This window comes from Klebsiella sp. BIGb0138 (assembly GCF_004342285.1).
Lineage (GTDB): Bacteria > Pseudomonadota > Gammaproteobacteria > Enterobacterales > Enterobacteriaceae > Klebsiella.
Genome location: NZ_SMCV01000002.1, coordinates 126,438 through 146,652 on the forward strand (window position 1 = coordinate 126,438; position 20,215 = coordinate 146,652).

Here is a 20,215-nt window from a genome sequence, read left to right on the forward strand (position 1 = left end):
TTATGCATCGGTAAGATATAATTCTGCATTTGTGATCCCCTACGAAATTTATCGTAGATATTCGCCCTTTTTTGGCGCAGCCTGCGCCAGCGTGGTGCACAATATGTCCACTTGCCCCGCCAATCAGAGCGACAGGCACAATAAAACAGCTTCCGGCAGCCAGCCCGGCGAATTTCTGCTACCATCCCTGCACTATTCACCTTGCACAGTGGCAGCGACTATGAAATTTGTCTCTTTTAATATCAACGGCCTGCGTGCCCGCCCCCACCAGCTGGCCGCCATCGTCGACAAGCACCAGCCCGACGTCATTGGCCTACAGGAAACCAAAGTTCACGACGACATGTTCCCCCTCGAAGAGGTGGCGAAACTCGGTTACAACGTGTTCTACCACGGACAAAAAGGTCACTACGGCGTGGCCCTGCTGACCAAAGAGACGCCGGTTTCCGTGCGTCGCGGTTTTCCCGACGACGGTGAAGAGGCCCAGCGGCGCATCATCATGGCGGAAATTCCGTCCGCCTTCGGCAACGTTACGGTGATCAACGGCTATTTCCCGCAGGGCGAAAGCCGCGACCACGCGACCAAGTTCCCGGCAAAAGCGGCGTTTTATCAGAATCTGCAGCACTATCTCGATACTGAACTCAACAAAGACAATCCGGTATTGATCATGGGCGATATGAATATCAGCCCGACCGATCTGGACATCGGTATTGGCGAAGAGAACCGTAAGCGCTGGCTGCGTACCGGTAAGTGCTCATTCCTGCCGGAAGAGCGTGAATGGATGGAGCGCCTGCTTAGCTGGGGTCTGGTCGACACCTGGCGCCATGCCAACCCGGAAAGCCAGGACCGTTTCTCATGGTTCGACTACCGCTCCAAAGGCTTCGACGATAACCGCGGGCTGCGTATTGACCTGCTGCTGGCAAGCTCGCCGCTGGCGCAGCGCTGTGTCGAAACCGGCATCGATTATGATATTCGCGGCATGGAAAAACCGTCCGATCACGCGCCGGTATGGGCGTCATTTAAACCTTAAAAGTCGTGCAGCGGGCTCTGCCGGGCGCAGAGTCCGTTTTTGTCTGCTGCTCTGCCCTGCATGAAACGATGATTCAGATGCCAAAAAAGCTTGATGTTGTGGCCGCCATTATTGAACAGGACGGCAAAATTCTGCTCGCTCAGCGCCCTGACCACGCCGATCAGCCCGGAATGTGGGAATTTGCCGGCGGCAAAGTGGAGCCAGGCGAAAGTCAGCCGCAGGCGCTAATCCGCGAACTGCAGGAGGAGCTGGGTATCGCCGCCCACGTCGAACGCTATATCGCCAGCCACCAGCGGGAAGTCTCCGGCCGGCCGATCCATCTTCACGCCTGGTGGGTACCGCGCTTTAGCGGCGTTCCCGTCGCGCATTATCATCGCCAGCTGCGCTGGTGTTCCCCGCAACAGGCTCTGACCTTTGACCTCGCACCGGCCGATATTCCGCTGCTACACGCCTTTATCGCCCAACGCGCCGACGACCTTCTCCGCTAAGGCTTCCCCTGCGGCGTCATCGTTTTTAGTTATGACCGCCGGCCGATTATAAATTTTCCTGTCAGGATAATTTTTCCTTGCTGGCCTGATGATTGCCGGTGTTATAGTCGGAAATACGCCCTTTTCAAGGGGCGAATAATAAAAAATATACGCAAAATCATTCAGCTTGCAACAGGCCGGCCGCGGACGCGCTTCCGGGCGGTAAATGAGGCGCGCTGGAAAATGACGCGTATACATGCAACCACAACCATAAGGGGAACTTATATCTATGGATCAGATGTGCACTCTGGAAGATTTTCTCACCCGCGTTCAACAGCGCGATCCTAATCAAACCGAATTTGCTCAGGCCGTCCGCGAGGTGATGACCACCCTGTGGCCCTTCCTTGAGGAAAACCCGCGCTATCGTCAGCTCTCGCTGCTGGAACGTCTGGTTGAACCAGAGCGTGCGATTCAGTTCCGTGTCGTCTGGATCGATGACCGCAATCAGGTCCAGGTCAACCGCGCCTGGCGCGTGCAGTTCAACTCGGCGATTGGCCCTTACAAAGGCGGCATGCGCTTCCATCCATCGGTTAACCTGTCGATTCTGAAGTTCCTTGGTTTCGAACAGACCTTTAAAAATGCCCTGACCACCCTGCCAATGGGCGGCGGTAAAGGCGGCAGTGATTTCGATCCGAAAGGAAAAAGCGATGGTGAAGTCATGCGCTTCTGCCAGGCGCTGATGACCGAGCTGTATCGTCATTTAGGCCCGGATACCGACGTCCCGGCAGGCGATATTGGCGTTGGCGGCCGTGAAGTCGGCTTTATGGCCGGGATGATGCGTAAGCTCTCCAACAACAGCGCCTGCGTGTTCACCGGTAAAGGGCTCTCCTTCGGCGGCAGCCTGATTCGCCCGGAAGCAACCGGCTACGGTCTGGTTTACTTCACCGATGCGATGCTCAAGCGCCATGGTCTGGGCTTTGAAGGCATGCGGGTCGCGGTTTCCGGCTCCGGTAACGTCGCGCAGTACGCCATCGAAAAAGCGATGGCGCTCGGCGCGCGGGTGATTACCGCGTCCGACTCCAGCGGCACCGTCGTGGATGAAGCCGGTTTTACCCCGGAAAAACTGGCCCGCCTGTGCGCCATTAAGGCCAGCCGCGATGGCCGCGTCGCCGACTATGCCCGCGAGTATGGTTTGACCTATCTGGAAGGCAAACAGCCGTGGTCCGTTCCTGTCGATATCGCCCTGCCTTGCGCCACGCAAAACGAACTGGACGTCGACGCCGCGCGGCTGCTGATTGCTAACGGTGTGAAGGCCGTTGCCGAAGGCGCCAATATGCCGACCACCATCGCAGCAACCGATCTGTTCCTCGAAGCGGGGGTGCTGTTCGCCCCGGGCAAAGCCGCTAACGCCGGCGGCGTGGCGACATCCGGCCTCGAGATGGCGCAAAACGCGGCCCGTATGAGCTGGAAAGCGGAGAAGGTGGACGCCCGTCTGCATCACATTATGCTCGACATTCACCACGCCTGCGTGGAGTACGGCGGCGAAGCGCAGCAGACCAACTACGTGCGCGGCGCCAACATCGCCGGTTTCGTTAAAGTGGCTGACGCCATGCTGGCGCAGGGCGTGATTTAAGACCGCCCTGTCGCTCAGCACGCAGGCGCAAACAACGTATAAGAAACCGGCTGAGCGGTAATGCCGATCGGTTAAGGATCGGTGGACCAGCCGGGGGCTGTTTAAGAATCCGTAATCTCTGTGCGATTACGGATTTTTTTATGCTGTTCAGCCTGGTTTCCGGCACATCTGGCAGGCGAGTCTGAGCCTGACGTCGCCGTTAAGGCGGAATTTCGCTTTAACGGTGGTCTTCGCTTATGCTGTGAAATATTCCACATAACGAACCACAAATATATGCTTCGCCCAAACCACCGTTTACCGGCATCACGCAAGCCCACGATAAGCCATCAATATATGCTGGTTACCTTAAGTAACCAGCATCAGGCTAAGCGGTTTTTTATTACGGATTTTCAGAGGCGGGATCCGCGGCGGGCTTTTTATCTTTCCCTTTGCTTTTGCCTTTCCCTTTACTGAAGCTCTTCTTCGCGCCGCCCGGGGCGACGATACCGCGGAACTGACGCACCGGCGTACTCCGCGCTTGCTCAATCAGCTGGTAGAGCGTGCCGACCAGCGGCTGCATAAAGTCCTGATAACGGCACTGCTTCTCGCTAATCTGCGTCAGCACCGACTCCCAGTGGGCCGTCATATCCGGCCGGGCGGCCATCTCAGGCAGGGAGTGGATTAACGCCCGCCCCGCGTCGGAGGAGTGAATATAGCGCCCTTTTTTGACCAGGAAACCGCGCTTAAACAGCAGCTCGATAATCCCGGCGCGGGTGGCTTCCGTTCCCAGACCGTCGGTGGCGCGCAGAATTTTTTTCAGATCTTTATCCTGCACAAAACGGGCGATCCCGGTCATCGCCGACAGCAGCGTAGCATCGGTAAAATAGCGCGGCGGCTGCGTTTGCCGCTCCACCACCTCGCCTTTTTCACACAGCAGCTCATCATCCTTCGCCACGACAGGCAGCGGCGTACCGTCGTTCTCTTCATCGCGCTCTTTATTGCCCAGCAGCGCGCGCCAGCCGGCTTCCGCCAGGAAACGGGCTTTCGCCACAAACTTACCGTTGGCGATATCGAGGTCGATCTGGCATTTGCGGAATACCGCATCCGGGCAGAATTGCATCAGATACTGCCGCGCGATCAGGCCGTAGACCTTTTCTTCGTTATCCGACAGCTTCACCTGACTGCTGCGGGCGGTAGGGATAATCGCGTGGTGAGCATCGACTTTTTTATCATCCCAGCAGCGGTTGCGGATCTCCGGGTTGACGACCGGCTGCGGGAGCAGATCCGCAGCATGCACGCCGATCGCGTTCAGTACCGCATGACGACCGGCGAAATGTTCCTCCGGCAAATAGCGGCTATCCGAACGTGGATAGGTAATCAGCTTATGGGTTTCATACAGTTTCTGGCAGATATCCAGCACATTTTGCGCGCTGAAGCCAAAACGTTTCGCCGCTTCAATCTGCAGCGCCGAGAGGGAAAACGGCAGCGGGGCCGGTTCCGAATCCCGCTTATCGTTATAGGCGGTTACCCGCGCCGGCTGGCCCTCGATCCGCGCCACCACGTGCTCAGCCAGCGGGCGATGCAGCAACCGGCCCTCTTCATCCTGATACGGCTCGCAGGCTTCGCTCGGCTGCCAGGTCGCCACAAAACGCTCATCCTTCGGGGTGACGATATGCGCCTTCACGTCAAAGAAGTCTTTGGCCACGAAGTTCTCGATCTCTTCATCGCGACGCACCACCAGCCCCAGCACCGGCGTCTGCACCCGCCCGACCGACAGCACTCCCTGATAGCCGGCATTGCGGCCCAGCAGGGTATAGGCGCGGGTCATGTTGATCCCGTATAGCCAGTCGGCGCGGGCGCGCGCCAGCGCCGACACGCACAGCGGAATAAACTCGCTGTTGGCGCGCAGACGGGAAATCGCCCGCTCGACCGCCTGCGGGTTGAGATCGTTAATCAGGCAACGCTGTACCTGCTGGCGCTTTTCCGGCGCCAGCTGCAGATAGTCGAGCACCTCATCCACCAGCAGCTGCCCTTCTCTGTCCGGGTCGCCCGCGTGGATCACCTCCTGGGCATCGCCAAGCAGGCGCTTGATGACGTTGAGCTGTTTGCTGACCGACGATTTAGGCTGAAGCTGCCACTTTTCCGGCACAATCGGCAGGTCGAGCAGGTTCCAGCGCGCATAGCGCCCGTCATACACGTCCGGCTGGGCCTGCTCCAGCAGATGGCCGATACACCAGGTGACCACCTGCCCATTGCCACACTCAATGTAGCCATCGCCTTTACGATGGGGCTTAGGCAGTACATCGGCAATGGCGCGCCCGAGGCTCGGTTTTTCCGCAATAAACAGCCGCATGTAATCAACGAATCTCGATCATCGGGCGCCCGCCGCGAGCGGTGACCAGCTCGCCAATGGCGGCAAGCGTAATCCCGAACTTGTCGGCCGCCGCTTGCACCTCGGCTTCAGCCTCCGGCGTCACCGCCAGCAGCAGACCGCCGGAGGTTTGCGGATCGCACAGCAGATCGCGCCACTCCGGCGGCATTTCGCCCATCAGATGGCCATAGCTGGCAAAGTTGCGCCCGGTTCCGCCCGGCACCGCACCCGCGGCAATATACTCTTCAACGCCCGGCAGTTTCGGAATCGCCGCGTAGTTCAGCTGAGCCTGTAGCCCGGCGCCGCGGCACACTTCGCTCAGGTGGCCCAGCAGACCGAACCCGGTCACGTCGGTCATCGCTTTGACGCCGTCGAGAGTGGCGAAGGCCGCGCCGGCGAGGTTCATCTGGCACATGGTTTCCGTCGCCAGCCCCTGGTGTTCCGGTTTAAGCAGCGCTTTTTTCTCTGCGGTGGTCAGCACGCCAATACCTAACGGCTTGGTGAGATACAGTTTGCAGCCCGCCTGAGCGGTGCTGTTTTTCTTGATGCGCTCCGTGGGCACCACGCCGGTGACCGCGAGGCCGAAAATCGGCTCCGGCGCGTCGATCGAGTGGCCGCCCGCCAGCGCGATCCCCGCCTGCTGGCAGGCAAAACGGCCGCCATCAACCACTTCACGGGCAATTTCCGGCGCCAGGGTATTAATCGGCCAGCCGAGAATCGCTATTGCCATAATCGGTTTACCGCCCATCGCGAAAACGTCGCTGATGGCGTTGGTCGCGGCGATGCGGCCAAAGTCGAACGGGCTGTCGACAATCGGCATAAAAAAGTCGGTGGTGCTGATAATGGACGTCCCGTTGCCGAGGTCATAGACCGCGGCATCATCACTTGTCTCATTACCCACCAGCAGCTGCGGATCGATAAACTTCGCCTGATCGCTCTTGAGGATCGTCTCCAGTACTTTAGGGGAAATTTTACAACCGCAACCGGCTCCGTGGCTGTATTGCGTTAAACGAATAGCTTGCTCGCTCATGGACATCTCCTGTCATTGCAATCCCGCTATGGTAGCGCTCAAACGGCGGAGTGGTAAGTGCGACAGTCTGAAATCGCGAATGGTTGCTCATTAAGCAGACAAATAGGCGATTTTGCGATAGACAACAATTTTTTCATCGCCGTTTTCACTTTTACTGAAAGATGACAGCAATGTGACAACGAAAAACGGTTACTCCGGACATATCACACAGTAAGGATATATTGATGAAAAAGCGTGTTCTCGCCCTTTGTCTTGCCAGCCTCTTTTCCGTTAGCGCTTTTGCTCTGGTTCCAGCCGGTAACGATGCCACCACCAAACCCGATCTCTACTATCTGAAAAATGCCCAGGCCATCGACAGCCTGGCGCTGCTCCCGCCGCCGCCGGAAGTGGGCAGCCTCGCCTTTCTAAACGATCAGGCGATGTATGAGAAAGGCCGTCTGCTGCGCGCCACCGAGCGCGGCAAGCTGGCCGCCGAGGATGCGAACCTGAGCGCCGGCGGTGTGGCAAACGCCTTCTCTGGCGCGTTCGGCTCCCCGATCACCGAAAAGGACGCCCCGGCGTTACACAAACTGCTCACCAACATGATTGAAGACGCGGGCGACCTGGCCACCCGTAGCGCGAAAGAGAAGTATATGCGCATTCGTCCATTTGCCTTCTACGGCGTCGCCACCTGTAATACCACAGAACAGGATAAGCTGGCGAAGAACGGCTCCTATCCTTCCGGTCACACCTCTATCGGCTGGGCCACCGCGCTGGTGCTGGCTGAAATCAATCCGCAGCGGCAGAATGAAATTCTCAAGCGCGGGTATGAGCTCGGTGAAAGTCGGGTGATCTGCGGCTACCACTGGCAGAGCGATGTCGACGCCGCGCGGATCGTGGGTTCAGCGGTCGTCGCGACGCTGCACACCAATCCGGCGTTCCAGCAGCAGTTACAGAAAGCCAAAGACGAGTTTGCCAAACGGCAGAAATAGACTGAGAGACGGCCCGGCGGAAAACGCCTGCCGGGCCCTGCTTTCATCAGAAACGAACGACAAACGGCGCGGTGTCCGGCTGGGAAACGGTGGTCGACGCTTTCAGCTGCGGCGTCCCCAGATAGAGAAAACCGACGATTTTATCCTGTTCGCGGCAGGCAAAGCCTTCACGCACCACCGGGCTGTCGGTCAAAGCGCCACTGCGCCAGATGCCGTTAAAGCCCTGAGCCACCGCCGCCATCTGCATCGCCATCACCGCACATCCGGCCGACATCTCCTGCTCCCACATCGGCACCTTGGGGTGCTCTTCGCAGCGCGCGACGACGGTGATAATCAGCGGCGCGCGGAACGGCGCGCTGCGGGCTTTTTCAATTCCTTTGTCATCCTGCCCGGCCGCTATCGCCCCTTTCTCCAACAGTCGGCTGAAACGCTCGCGGCCTTCGTCAGCAATAATAAAGAAACGCCAGGGCTGCAGCGTCCCGTGGTCCGGCGCGCGCAGGCCAGCGCGCAGAATGTTTTCCAGTTGTTCACCGACCGGCGCCGGGTCAGCCAGGCGAGAAGCGCTGCGGCGGTTAACCAGTAGCTCGAGAGCATCCATCTGTGTTACTCCTGTGAGGTCATTTTTCATAAAATTAACATGAGCAAGAATTTTGTTACAGCACGATGGCTGATTCCTGCTGACAACCGCCGGTCGTCTCTTTAGGATAGCCAGACGCGGCAACCCACGCGGTTAGCCCATTTTTAATTATGTTAGGGAGAATACATGCGAACTCTTTGGCGGCTGCTCGCCGGATTTTTTAAATGGACATGGCGGGTACTCAATTTCATTCGCCAGCTCGCACTGAACCTGGTTTTCCTGCTGCTGGTGCTGGTTTGCGTCGGCATCTGGGCGCAGTTCAGCAGCAACACCACCGAACATGCCGCGCGCGGCGCGCTGCTGATGGATATTACCGGCGTGGTGGTCGATAAACCGTCCGCCAGCAGCAAACTCGGCGTCATTGGTCGTCAGCTCTTTGGCGCCAGCTCCGATCGTCTTCAGGAAAACTCGCTGTTTGATATTGTGCAAACCATTCGTCAGGCGAAAGATGACCGGAATATCACCGGTATCGTGCTGGATCTGAAGAATTTTGCCGGCGGCGATCAGCCTTCGATGCAGTATATCGGCAAGGCGCTGCGCGAGTTCCGCGATAGCGGTAAACCGGTGTATGCCATCGGCAACAGCTACAGCCAGGGGCAGTATTATCTGGCGAGCTTCGCCAATAAAATCTGGCTCTCGCCGCAGGGTGAAGTCGACCTGCACGGTTTCGCCACCAACGGCCTGTATTACAAATCGCTGCTCGATAAGCTGAAGGTCTCTACCCACGTTTTCCGCGTCGGGACCTATAAATCGGCAGTAGAGCCGTTCATCCGCGACGATATGTCACCTGCCGCGCGCGAAGCCGATAGCCGCTGGATCGGAGAGCTGTGGCAGAACTACCTGAATACGATCGCCGCTAACCGTCAGATCACCGCGCAGCAGCTGTTCCCTGGCGCGCAGGGCATCCTCGACGGCCTGCGTAAAGTCGACGGCGATACGGCGAAATACGCGCTGGACAACAAACTGGTTGATGAACTGGGGACCGCCACCGAGGTGGAAAAAGCGCTTACCAAACAGTTCGGCTGGAGCAAAGCGGATAACAACTATCGCGCCATCAGCTATTACGATTACAACGTCAAAACGCCGTCCGAACAGGGTGCCGCCATCGCGGTGATCTTCGCCAACGGCGCGATCATGGATGGGGAAGAAACCCCGGGCAACGTTGGTGGCGACACCACCGCCGCGCAGATCCGCGACGCCCGCCTCGATCCGAAAGTCAAAGCAATCGTCCTGCGCGTCAACAGCCCAGGCGGCAGCGTCAGCGCCTCGGAAGTCATTCGTGAAGAGCTGGCCGCGGCGAAAGACGCCGGTAAACCGGTAGTGGTCTCCATGGGCGGCATGGCGGCTTCCGGTGGTTACTGGATCTCCACCCCGGCCAGTTACATCGTGGCTAACCCGAGCACTCTCACCGGCTCAATCGGGATCTTCGGCGTCATTAACACCGTCGAAAATACCCTCGGCTCGATCGGCGTGCATACCGACGGCGTGGCGACCTCCGCGCTGGCCGATGTCTCAACCACCAAATCGCTGCCGCCCGAAGTGCAACAGCTGATGCAGCTGAGCATCGAAAATGGCTATAAACGCTTTATCACCCTGGTCGCCAATGCGCGCCAGAGTACGCCGGAGAAAATCGACCAGATCGCCCAGGGTCACGTCTGGACGGGTGAAGATGCGAAAGCCAACGGGCTGGTCGATAGCCTTGGCGACTTTGACGACGCCGTGGCGAAAGCGGCGGAACTGGCGAAGCTGAAACAGTGGCATATCAACTACTACCAGGAAGAGCCAACGTTCTTCTCCATGGTGCTTGATAGCCTGACCGGCTCGGTGCGCGCGTCGCTGCCGGCCGCGCTGCAGGCCTACCTGCCGGCGCCGGTTGCCGCTGCCGCCGATACATTGAAAGCCGAAAGCGACAAGCTGGCGGCGTTTAACGACCCGCAAAACCGTTACGCCTTCTGCCTGACCTGCGCCAATATCCGTTAATTGCGCAGCGCAAAGCCCCGGTGACACCGTTTACCATGTCACCGGGGTGAACCCATCCCCCATGCGCCAACGCACGCATAACCCGAAGTATGACGGGTACAGACGCTGTATTTTTTTACCTGTCACTTTATACTGCGCCTGTCTACGTCCAACCTAAGCGATGATATGCAAAAGAAATCGATTTACGTTGCCTACACCGGTGGGACCATCGGTATGCAGCGCTCTGAACACGGCTATATCCCCGTTTCCGGTCACCTGCAGCGCCAGCTGGCGCTGATGCCTGAGTTCCATCGCCCGGAGATGCCGGACTTTACCATTCACGAATATGCGCCGCTGATGGACTCTTCCGACATGACGCCGGAAGACTGGCAGCATATCGCCGACGATATCCGCACCCATTACGACGAGTACGACGGCTTCGTTATCCTGCACGGTACCGACACGATGGCTTTTACCGCCTCGGCGCTGTCGTTCATGCTGGAACATCTGGGTAAACCGGTCATTGTGACAGGGTCACAAATACCGTTAGCCGAACTGCGTTCCGACGGACAAATTAATTTGCTCAATGCGCTGTACGTCGCCGCCAATTACCCGATTAATGAAGTGACACTGTTCTTCAACAATCGTCTGTATCGCGGGAACCGCACCACCAAAGCCCATGCCGACGGTTTCGATGCCTTTGCCTCGCCCAATCTGGCCCCTTTACTGGAAGCCGGGATCCACATTCGCCGCCTCGGTACCCCGCCGGCGCCGCACGGCAGCGGCGAGCTGATTGTGCACCCCATCACCCCTCAGCCGATTGGCGTGGTGACGATTTATCCCGGGATCTCCGCCGATGTGGTGAGAAACTTCCTGCGCCAGCCGGTAAAAGCGCTGATCCTCCGCTCCTACGGCGTCGGTAACGCTCCGCAAAACGGCGAGTTTATTCAGGTGCTGGCGGAGGCCAGCCAGCGCGGGATCCTGGTGATTAACCTGACCCAGTGCATGTCCGGGAAGGTTAACATGGGCGGCTACGCCACCGGTAACGCCCTCGCCCAGGCGGGGGTGATTAGCGGGTTTGATATGACCGTTGAGGCCACGCTGACCAAGCTACACTACCTGCTGAGCCAGAATCTGGGCGTCGAGGAGATTCGCGGCCTGATGCAGGAAAACCTGCGTGGTGAACTGACCCCTGACGAGTAAGGAGATCCCGATGAACAATCGCGCACTACTGCTGGTGGATTTACAGAATGATTTCTGCGCGGGCGGCGCCCTCGCCGTCCCGGAGGGCGACAGCACCATCGATATCGCCAACCGGCTGATTGACTGGTGCCTTGCCCGCGACGAAACCGTCGTCGCCAGCCAGGACTGGCACCCGGCAAACCACGGCAGTTTCGCCAGCCAGCATCAGGCGGAACCCTACACGCAGGGTGAGCTGGACGGGCTGGCGCAAACCTTCTGGCCGGATCACTGCGTGCAGAATAGCGAAGGCGCGGCGCTGCATCCGCTGCTTAAGCAGCAGGCGATCGCAGCGGTGTTCCACAAAGGCGAAAATCCGGCGATCGACAGCTACAGCGCTTTTTTCGACAATGGGCACCGGCAGAAAACCCGGCTCGATGACTGGCTGCGGGAGCGTGGGATTCGCGAGCTTATCGTCGTGGGTCTGGCGACCGATTACTGCGTTAAATTTACCGTTCTCGACGCGCTGGACCTCGGCTATGCCGTCAACGTGATTACCGACGGCTGCCGCGGAGTCAACATCCAGCCGCAAGATAGCGTGCACGCCTTTATGGAGATGGCCGCCGCTGGCGCCACGCTGTACACCCTCGACGACTGGCTGGAAACTCAGGCTTAATCTTCGCGCCCGGAGCACCCGCTGCGGGCCTTTTTTCCTCGCCTCGCTTACGCGCATAAATTGAGCTAACTCGCAGATTCCACACATTATTGTTGATAATGTTAACGGGTTGTTTTTTCGCCACGCCCTTGCTGTGGCGTGTTGGCTTTTTTTATGTCAAAGAGGATTACCGATGAAACTTTTGCCTTTGCTGGCAGCATTACCCCTGCTCTGCGCTTCCATAGTCTCCGCCGGTTCATTGCTCTCCGTCGGCTATTTCAACGGCGGCGGTGACGTCACCGCAGGCCCCGGTGGGGATATTGATAAGCTGGACGTGCGCCAGATAACCCATCTCAATTACTCGTTCGGTCTGGTCTACAACAACGAAAAAGACGAAACCAACGACGCCCTGAAAGATCCTGCCCGGCTGCACCAAATTTGGTTATCCGGGAAAGTACAGTCTGACCTGGCGAAAATCCCCGTCTTACGTCAGCAGAATCCGCAGCTGAAGGTCCTGCTATCCGTCGGCGGATGGGGAGCGCGCGGCTTCTCCGGCGCCGCGGCAAGCAAAGAAACCCGCGCGGTGTTTATCCGCTCTGCGCAAGAGATCGTCCATAAGTATGGCCTCGATGGTATCGATCTGGACTGGGAATATCCGGTCAACGGCGCCTGGGGGCTGGTGGAGAGCCAGGCGAGCGATCGCGATAACTTCACCGCCCTGCTCAAAGAGCTACGCGCAGCATTCGGTCAGCATAAGCTGGTGACCATCGCCGTCGGCGCTAACGCCGAAAGCCCTAAAAGCTGGGTGGATGTACAAGCGATCGCCCCGCTACTGGATTACATCAACCTGATGACCTATGACATGGCCTATGGCACCCAGTACTTCAATGCCAATCTCTATGATTCAACACGTTGGCCGACGGTCGCCGCCGCCGACAAATACAGCGTGGATTTTGTGGTCAATAACTATCTGGCCGCCGGCTTAAAAGCGGGCCAGATGAATTTGGGGATCGGTTTCTATGGTCGGGTGCCGAAACGGGCCGTCGAGCCGGGCATTGACTGGAGTCAAGCGGATGCGCAAAAAAATCCCGTCACCCGGCCTTACTTCGGGCCACAGCAGATGGCGCTATTTAACGCTCTGGGATTCGATCTCAGCAAAGATACCTACGTGAAGTACAACGATATTGTCGCCAAATTGCTTAACGACCCGCAAAAGCGCTTTAGCGAACACTGGGATGATGAAGCGAAGGTGCCGTGGCTGTCGGTGCAGTCGGCTGATGGCCAGGCGCTGTTTGCGCTATCATATGAGAATCTGCGTTCCGTGGCGCTTAAAGCCGAATACATCAGGCAAAAAGGTCTGGCGGGGGCGATGTTCTGGGAGTATGGCGCCGATGAGCAAAACCAGCTGGCGACGCAGCTGGCCACCTCGCTCGGCATTAAGCACTAACCGATGCTTCCCCCGGCCCGCCGGGGGAAATCCCTGCCGCACAGCGGCGGCTTACTGCAGCTTTAATGTCGCAATCGGCTTCGGGGCGATGCCAAAATCTTCTTTCAACTGCTGTTTGCTCTTCATCACCATCTGGCCGTTGGTGTCGATGGTCATGTGCTGAGCGTCGCTGTTATGCCGCGCCTGATATAACATCACCAGCTGCAGACTGTTCTCTTTCTGTTCTGCGGTTAACGCCACGCCATCCGGCCACTTACCCAGCTCTACCGCCGTCGCCAGACGCTGATACACTTCCGGCGTCATACTGTCGATAATTTGCTCGATTTCCATCGTCCGCTCAACTCCGCTTTGGAATAATTTGCTGAATCGTTTCTTTAACCTTTGATTTGCTCGCCGTTATCCTCATCATTGAAGCTTAATGAGGCCGAATTCACACAAAAGCGTTCCCCCGTAGGCTGCGGGCCGTCAGGAAACACATGACCCAGATGCGCATCGCAGTTTCCGCAGCGAATTTCAGTGCGCTGCATACCGTGGGAGTAATCATTCAGATAACGAATGGCCTCCTCGCTGACCGGCTCATAAAAGCTCGGCCAACCGCAGCCGGAATCGTATTTGGTTTGCGAGTGAAACAGCGCCGCGTCGCACACCAGGCAGTGATAGACGCCGTCTCGTTTGTTGTGGAGCAGTCGCCCGGTGAACGGCGGCTCAGTACCGTGATTCTGCGTCACGTAAAACTGCATCTCGCTCAAATTTTTTTTGAGCTCGTCCGGGGTGGGTTTATTCGCCATGTGCTTGCTTCTCACTGTGGAAAGGACAACTTTACCCGTCGATTCTAACAAAACATTAACAATGAAGCGTGGACTTTTGTTCTAAACTTATTCGATGCCAAAAGGCAGCCCAGATAATTGTGATTTGCATCACATTTTTATCTTTAACGACCTTTAAAATTCCGGGCGCGGCCCCAATATGGAATTGGGCTCAAAGGGAGAGTGAGGCAAATCAATCATGCAAAGGTATGCTCAGGATTGATTTGTCGCAATGATTGACACGATTCCGCTTGACGCTGCGTAAGGTTTTTGTAATTTTACAGGCAACCTTTTATTCACTAACAAATAGCTGGTGGAATATATGACTATCAAAGTAGGTATCAACGGTTTTGGCCGTATCGGTCGCATTGTTTTCCGTGCTGCTCAGGAACGTTCTGACATCGAGATCGTTGCAATCAACGACCTGTTAGACGCTGACTACATGGCATACATGCTGAAGTATGACTCCACTCACGGCCGTTTCAACGGTACCGTTGAAGTGAAAGACGGTCATCTGATCGTTAACGGTAAAAAAATCCGTGTTACCGCTGAACGTGATCCGGCTAACCTGAAGTGGAACGAAGCAGGCGTTGACGTGGTTGCAGAAGCAACCGGTCTGTTCCTGACTGACGAAACCGCTCGTAAACACATCACTGCTGGCGCGAAAAAAGTCGTTCTGACTGGCCCGTCTAAAGACAATACTCCGATGTTTGTTAGAGGCGCTAACTTTGACAAATACGAAGGCCAGGACATCGTTTCCAACGCTTCCTGCACCACCAACTGCCTGGCACCGCTGGCTAAAGTTATCAACGACAACTTCGGCATCATCGAAGGTCTGATGACCACTGTACACGCGACCACCGCGACTCAGAAAACCGTTGATGGCCCGTCTCACAAAGACTGGCGCGGCGGCCGCGGCGCGGCGCAGAACATCATCCCGTCCTCTACCGGTGCGGCTAAAGCTGTAGGTAAAGTCCTGCCAGAACTGAATGGCAAACTGACCGGTATGGCGTTCCGCGTTCCGACCCCGAACGTATCCGTTGTTGACCTGACCGTTCGTCTGGAAAAAGCGGCTTCTTATGAAGAAATTAAGAAAGCCATCAAAGCGGCTTCCGAAGGCGCAATGAAAGGCGTTCTGGGCTACACCGAAGACGACGTTGTCTCTACCGATTTCAACGGCGAAGTTTGCACTTCCGTGTTCGATGCTAAAGCCGGTATCGCTCTGAACGACAACTTCGTGAAACTGGTTTCCTGGTACGACAACGAAACGGGTTACTCCAACAAAGTTCTGGACCTGATCGCTCACATCTCCAAATAAGTTGAGATGAGAACCTGATCCATAAAGGCGACTTCGGTCGCCTTTTTTTATGGCTTAACTCAGTACCTGCACACCAAGGATTGCACCATGATTAACAAAATTTTTGCTCTCCCGGTTATTGAAGATATTTCGCCAGTCCTTTCCCGTCGCCGGCTCGACGATCTCGAACTGATCGTTGTTGACCACCCCCAGGTCAAAGCCTCCGTGGCCTTCCAGGGCGCACACCTGCTCTGCTGGAAACCCGCCGGGGAAGAGGAGGTCCTGTGGCTCAGCGGGAATACTCCGTTCAAAACCGGCGTCGCGCTGCGCGGCGGCGTACCGATCTGCTGGCCGTGGTTCGGCCCGTCAGCACAGCAGGGCTTCCCTTCTCACGGTTTCGCCCGTAACCTACCGTGGGCGCTGAAAGGCCACGACGAAGACGACAGCGGCGTGCTGCTGACCTTTGAGCTGCAAAGTAGCGAAGAGACCCGCAAATACTGGCCGCACGAATTCACCCTCTATGCGCGTTTCAAACTGGGTAAAACTTGTGAGATCGAGCTGGAAGCGCACGGCGAATTTACCACCACCTCGGCGCTGCACACCTACTTCAACGTCGGCGATATCGCGGCGGTGAAAGTCAGCGGCCTTGGCGATCGCTATATCGATAAAGTGAACCATGCCGAAGAAGGCGTGTTGAGCGATGGCGTACAAACTTTCCCTGACCGTACCGATCGGGTGTATTTGAATGCCGAAGCCTGCAGCGTCATTCACGACGATGCGCTGAACCGCAATATCGACGTCGTCCATCATCACCACAGCAACGTGGTCGGCTGGAACCCGGGCCCGGCCCTGTCCGTCAGCATGGGCGATATGCCGGATGACGGTTACAAAACCTTCGTTTGCGTCGAAACCTGTTGCGTCACCGAACCGCAGACGGCCAGCGAAGAAAAACCGTCGCGCCTGGCGCAGACTATTCGGGTGGTAAAACGCGGATAACACCGCCCTTCTCGCGCAATGCGGAATGGATCAAAAACAGGGCGAAATCGCCCTGTTTTTTTACTGATGACACATCCGGCATTGGTGCGTTACCAGAAACCCACCAGCTTCATCCACGCGCCGCCCAGCGCCAGCCAGATGAAAATAGACGCTATCGACACCACGAAACTGACGCCCCACCACTGACCCGTGGTGTTATATCCGGAGCCAAACAGAGCCGGCCCCGGGCCCCCCGAGTATTGCGTCAGCCCCATCGACAAGTTAGACGTATAGCCCAGCACCAGGGCGGCGAAAAGCGGCGGTACGCCGACTGACACGGCAACGGCAAGAAACGCCAGATACATCGCGGAAATATGCGCCATCGCCGACGCGAAGAAATAGCGGGTATAGAAATACACGACGACCAGCAGTAAAAAGACCGTTATCCATTCAAAGTGACCGACATAATCGACAATTCGCGCCGATATCCAGCTAATCATGCCATATTTATTCAGCGCGTTGGCCATCATCACCAGCACGGCAAACCAGAACATGGTGTCCCAGGCCGTTTTTTCTTCAATGATATTTTTCCACGACATGATATTGCTGACCAGGAGCACCATCAGTCCAATAAACGCGGAAAGCGTAGCGGGAATGGCAAAGAAAATATCGCCCACGGTCCAGAGCACTATCAGCAGGATAAAATCCAGCGCAAGGATTTTTTCCGCCAGCGACATCGGCCCCATTTTGCGCAGCTCCTCTCTGGCGATCGCCGGAATTTCCGGCGTTTTTTTCAGCTGCGGCGGATAAATCGCATAAATCACCAGCGGCAACAGGATCAAGGAGGCTATCCCGGGTACGATAGCCCCGATAAACCAGGTCGTCCAGGTGATTTCAATGCCCTGGCTGCGCGCCAGTTCGGCGACCAGCGGGTTACCCGCCATCGCGGTTAAAAACATCGTACAGACAATGGCGTCAATCTGCGAAACGCAGATCATTAAAAAGGCGCCGGCTTTTCTGGCCGTCGCGCCAGGTTCTGACTGGTATGCGGTCGCGATGGACTGCGTAATGGGGTACATAATGCCGCCGCCCCTCGCTGACGCTGAGGGGATCCCCGGCCCGAGAACCACGTCCGACAGGGCCAGACCATAGGCCACGCCCAGCATGCTGGAACCACATTTGGCAATAAACCACAGCGCCACCCGCTTCCCCAGCCCGGTCTTGATCACCGCCCGGGAGATAAACATCGCGATACCAATCAACCAGATCGTAGCGTTAGCAAACCCGGATAACGCGGCGACTTTGTCGCTTTTACCCGGCGAGAGAGGCGTCACCCCCAAAAACGCGGAGACGATCAGCGCGATCATCGTCACCGCCCCCATAGGCAGCACCTTAAGGATGATGGCAAAGATGGTCGCGGCAAAAATAGCAAACATTTGCCAGGCGTGGAGGGACAACCCATCAGGGGGCGGGGTAAACCAGATAATCGCGCCGAACAGTATCGTCAGAGCGGCTTTCCAGAGGGGGAAAGCCAGTTTCACTTCCAGAGGCTTGTTAGGTTCAGTCATGTTATTCTCCTTTTTCTTTTATCTTTAGGAGGATAATCACCACTGAACATTGATATTCATCAACGAATCACGCAGATAGCCCGCACAAAATCAGCACCGTTAAACCATGTCTAAGGGCGTTTTACGCCCCGGTGCCGGAAAGGCCTGTTCCATCACCGCTATATCTTTCTCAGCCAGCGCCACGTCGAGCGCGCCCGCATTCTCTTTAACGTGCGCAATGCTCCCGGCTTTGGGAATCGCCATCACCCCCTGGTGGCTAATTACCCACGCTAACAATAGCTGCGCCACGGTGACGCCCTTTTCCCGCGCCAGGTTGCTGAGGGCCGGATGATGCATTAAACCATCGCGCAGGCGCCCGGCCTGGGCCAGCGGGCAGTAGGCCATCACCGGAACCTGCTGTTGCTGGCACCACGGCAGCAGATCATGTTCGATACCGCGCGACGCGAGGTGATAAAGCACCTGATCGGTGGCGCACTGCCTGCCGCCGGCGACCCGCCACAACGCCTGCATATCGTCGCGGTCGAGATTCGATACCCCCCAGCGGCGAATTTTACCCTGCGCCACCAGCGTCTCCATCGCTTCAACCGTTTCCTCAAGGGGGAAGTCTCCGCGCCAGTGCAGCAGGTACATATCGAGATAATCGGTCTCCAGGCGGCGTAAACTGGCTTCACAGGCGCCGATCATCTTGCGCCCGCCGGCATTCCACGGATAGACTTTGGAGACCAGTACCACCCGGTCACGCAGGCCGCGAATCGCTTCGCCCACCACCTCTTCCGCCCCGCCATTGGCGTACATCTCGGCGGTATCGATGACCGTCAGTCCCAGCTCGACGCCCGCTCGTAGTGCAGCGACCTCCTGCGCCCGCCGGGCCGCGCTTTCGCCCATATACCAGGTGCCCTGCCCGATGGCAGGAACCGCCGCACGATCGCCAAAACGCAATGTTCTTTTCATCATCGACCCTCCCGTTATGCCTCTGCACCACCGTAATGCAAAACAGGGCCTGACGCCCTGTTTTGATGCACAAATATCTTCATATTGGTGCACAATCAGAAGGTGTAGGTGATCCCCGTGGAGATCACGCCGCTCCAGGATTTGTCCACCATCGGGCTGTCGGTGATTTCATCGGACAGACGGGTGTAACGCGCCGCGCCATAGACGCTCCAGTCGCCGAGGAAGCGATAGTTCGCCGACAGTTCCAGATACGGGTTCCAGCTGCTATCCGGGTCGTAGCTGCGCATCCCGCTGCGATTCGACTCATGCTTTGAAACACCGTAGTAGTATTCATTCTGATTATCGCTATTCCACTCTACGCCGATCCCCGGCGTTAAAGTCAGGTTGCCATTGGTATAGCGATACAGCCAGGCCATGTCCCAGGTGATACCGTTGCTGTTATCCAGCGTATCGCCGGCGAGCGTGGTTCGCAGGAAGCCATACTGCGTGTTGTGGACGTAAGACAGCCCGGCCATCATGGTCGATTTACGCCGATCCAGCTTGCGCATCTGCTCGCTGTCGCTGTCGCCCGGCTTGAAGTACAACGGAGACCAGTAGGCGGTAATGGAGAGCTTGTCAGCGTCGTCATTCCACAAATAGTAGCCGCCGCCTAACCCACGGAACCAAAAATTCTCGCTCTCGTAGCTAATCGCAGGGACAGGGTAAATATCAGCATCATATTGTTTATAAGGGTTCTCGACGATACCCACGCCGGCCCCTAACGTGAGCTTCCCTTCAGCGTGCGCAGCCGATACCGAGGCTACAAGACACACACCTAGTGCCAGAGGTTTGATCTTATTCACAATCCATATTCCCGTTTGTCAAATATACGCGAGGGCAGTGTAACGTCGTGCACCTCATGCCTCAAATTTTTTACCCGTCATTACATAAAACCATCCAATCTCTCATCAACAGATGACCACAAACTTGCAGCAGGATGACAACCGCATGACGCAACCTGGCAAGACGTGCGAAAAAGCACCTTTTTTCCGGATGAGTTATTGATATGTCATTGAAATTGATTTTTGGCGGCATGCAAGTTTTCTAAATGCATCTACGCTTTAATTTAGAAGAGGTAATTGTGGCGCACGTTATCTATATCGCTCCGCCAACCTGGCATAAGGGTTGCTGGAGATTCGGTGAACGTCGCTCAGCTTACCTCTTCCGGGAGCTCCCACTATTCATATGAACGGCTCTCAACTTGTGCTAAAAACGAAAGGACGG

Annotated in this window: 18 protein-coding genes; 10 read left to right on the forward strand and 8 right to left on the reverse strand. The window is 56.8% G+C overall.

Annotation, left to right across the window (positions count from 1 at the left end):
- Nucleotides 1–220 precede the first annotated feature (220 nt).
- From xthA to gdhA, 3 genes are all read left to right on the forward strand, one after another.
- The gene (xthA, locus tag EDF73_RS05020) at nucleotides 221–1,027 is read left to right on the forward strand and encodes an exodeoxyribonuclease III (RefSeq protein ID WP_132726601.1); all 807 of its coding nucleotides are present in this window, start codon (nucleotides 221–223) and stop codon (nucleotides 1,025–1,027) included.
- 77 nt (nucleotides 1,028–1,104) lie between these two features.
- Entirely contained in the window at nucleotides 1,105–1,515 is a 411-nt protein-coding gene (locus EDF73_RS05025) for a pyrimidine (deoxy)nucleoside triphosphate diphosphatase (protein WP_132726603.1), read from the forward strand.
- 268 nt (nucleotides 1,516–1,783) lie between these two features.
- Nucleotides 1,784–3,127 (forward strand): NADP-specific glutamate dehydrogenase, encoded by a 1,344-nt coding sequence (gdhA, locus tag EDF73_RS05030; protein ID WP_132726606.1) that lies wholly within the window; start codon nucleotides 1,784–1,786, stop codon nucleotides 3,125–3,127.
- Between the two features lie 379 nt (nucleotides 3,128–3,506).
- Here the strand turns inward: gdhA and EDF73_RS05035 are convergent, their stop codons facing one another.
- Both EDF73_RS05035 and selD read right to left on the reverse strand, forming a co-directional pair.
- Nucleotides 3,507–5,459: a DNA topoisomerase III gene (locus EDF73_RS05035; protein WP_132726609.1), complete on the reverse strand. Its 1,953-nt coding sequence runs from the start codon at nucleotides 5,457–5,459 to the stop codon at nucleotides 3,507–3,509.
- A gap of 4 nt (nucleotides 5,460–5,463) precedes the next feature.
- The gene (selD, locus tag EDF73_RS05040) at nucleotides 5,464–6,507 is read right to left on the reverse strand and encodes a selenide, water dikinase SelD (RefSeq protein WP_132726612.1); all 1,044 of its coding nucleotides are present in this window, start codon (nucleotides 6,505–6,507) and stop codon (nucleotides 5,464–5,466) included.
- A 224-nt stretch (nucleotides 6,508–6,731) separates the two neighbouring features.
- On the opposite strand from selD, the gene phoC reads away from it, so the two are divergent.
- Entirely contained in the window at nucleotides 6,732–7,478 is a 747-nt protein-coding gene (phoC, locus tag EDF73_RS05045) for an acid phosphatase PhoC (RefSeq protein ID WP_132726615.1), read from the forward strand.
- A 46-nt stretch (nucleotides 7,479–7,524) separates the two neighbouring features.
- Here the strand turns inward: phoC and EDF73_RS05050 are convergent, their stop codons facing one another.
- Nucleotides 7,525–8,076: an NAD(P)H nitroreductase gene (locus EDF73_RS05050; RefSeq protein ID WP_132726617.1), complete on the reverse strand. Its 552-nt coding sequence runs from the start codon at nucleotides 8,074–8,076 to the stop codon at nucleotides 7,525–7,527.
- 165 nt (nucleotides 8,077–8,241) lie between these two features.
- On the opposite strand from EDF73_RS05050, the gene sppA reads away from it, so the two are divergent.
- From sppA to EDF73_RS05070, 4 genes are all read left to right on the forward strand, one after another.
- A complete protein-coding gene (sppA, locus tag EDF73_RS05055) occupies nucleotides 8,242–10,095 on the forward strand; it encodes a signal peptide peptidase SppA (RefSeq protein ID WP_132726620.1) in 1,854 nt (617 codons plus the stop codon).
- Nucleotides 10,096–10,260: 165 nt separating this feature from the next.
- Nucleotides 10,261–11,277 carry an asparaginase gene (ansA, locus tag EDF73_RS05060; protein ID WP_132726623.1) on the forward strand — a complete coding sequence of 339 codons (1,017 nt, stop codon included), beginning with the start codon at nucleotides 10,261–10,263 and terminating at the stop codon, nucleotides 11,275–11,277.
- A 10-nt stretch (nucleotides 11,278–11,287) separates the two neighbouring features.
- Nucleotides 11,288–11,929 carry a bifunctional nicotinamidase/pyrazinamidase gene (pncA, locus tag EDF73_RS05065; protein ID WP_132726626.1) on the forward strand — a complete coding sequence of 214 codons (642 nt, stop codon included), beginning with the start codon at nucleotides 11,288–11,290 and terminating at the stop codon, nucleotides 11,927–11,929.
- Nucleotides 11,930–12,101: 172 nt separating this feature from the next.
- Nucleotides 12,102–13,355, forward strand: coding sequence for a glycoside hydrolase family 18 protein (locus EDF73_RS05070; protein WP_132726629.1), 1,254 nt, complete (start codon nucleotides 12,102–12,104; stop codon nucleotides 13,353–13,355).
- Nucleotides 13,356–13,406: 51 nt separating this feature from the next.
- On the opposite strand, the gene EDF73_RS05075 is transcribed toward EDF73_RS05070, so the two are convergent.
- Both EDF73_RS05075 and msrB read right to left on the reverse strand, forming a co-directional pair.
- The gene (locus EDF73_RS05075; RefSeq protein ID WP_132726631.1) at nucleotides 13,407–13,685 is read right to left on the reverse strand and encodes a YeaC family protein; all 279 of its coding nucleotides are present in this window, start codon (nucleotides 13,683–13,685) and stop codon (nucleotides 13,407–13,409) included.
- A 44-nt stretch (nucleotides 13,686–13,729) separates the two neighbouring features.
- Nucleotides 13,730–14,143 (reverse strand): peptide-methionine (R)-S-oxide reductase MsrB, encoded by a 414-nt coding sequence (gene msrB / locus EDF73_RS05080; RefSeq protein WP_132726634.1) that lies wholly within the window; start codon nucleotides 14,141–14,143, stop codon nucleotides 13,730–13,732.
- A gap of 340 nt (nucleotides 14,144–14,483) precedes the next feature.
- On the opposite strand from msrB, the gene gapA reads away from it, so the two are divergent.
- Nucleotides 14,484–15,479, forward strand: a complete 996-nt coding sequence (gene gapA, locus EDF73_RS05085) for a glyceraldehyde-3-phosphate dehydrogenase (protein WP_132726637.1) — start codon at nucleotides 14,484–14,486, stop codon at nucleotides 15,477–15,479.
- Between the two features lie 87 nt (nucleotides 15,480–15,566).
- Complete coding sequence (locus EDF73_RS05090) at nucleotides 15,567–16,454, forward strand: D-hexose-6-phosphate mutarotase (protein ID WP_132726639.1); 888 nt, start codon at nucleotides 15,567–15,569, stop codon at nucleotides 16,452–16,454.
- Nucleotides 16,455–16,543: 89 nt separating this feature from the next.
- Here EDF73_RS05090 and EDF73_RS05095 read toward each other — a convergent pair whose 3' ends face one another.
- From EDF73_RS05095 to EDF73_RS05105, 3 genes are all read right to left on the reverse strand, one after another.
- The gene (locus tag EDF73_RS05095) at nucleotides 16,544–18,001 is read right to left on the reverse strand and encodes a DASS family sodium-coupled anion symporter (protein ID WP_132726642.1); all 1,458 of its coding nucleotides are present in this window, start codon (nucleotides 17,999–18,001) and stop codon (nucleotides 16,544–16,546) included.
- Between the two features lie 99 nt (nucleotides 18,002–18,100).
- Complete coding sequence (locus tag EDF73_RS05100) at nucleotides 18,101–18,955, reverse strand: aldo/keto reductase (RefSeq protein ID WP_132726645.1); 855 nt, start codon at nucleotides 18,953–18,955, stop codon at nucleotides 18,101–18,103.
- Between the two features lie 92 nt (nucleotides 18,956–19,047).
- Nucleotides 19,048–19,794 carry a MipA/OmpV family protein gene (locus EDF73_RS05105; protein ID WP_132726647.1) on the reverse strand — a complete coding sequence of 249 codons (747 nt, stop codon included), beginning with the start codon at nucleotides 19,792–19,794 and terminating at the stop codon, nucleotides 19,048–19,050.
- Nucleotides 19,795–20,215 lie beyond the last annotated feature (421 nt).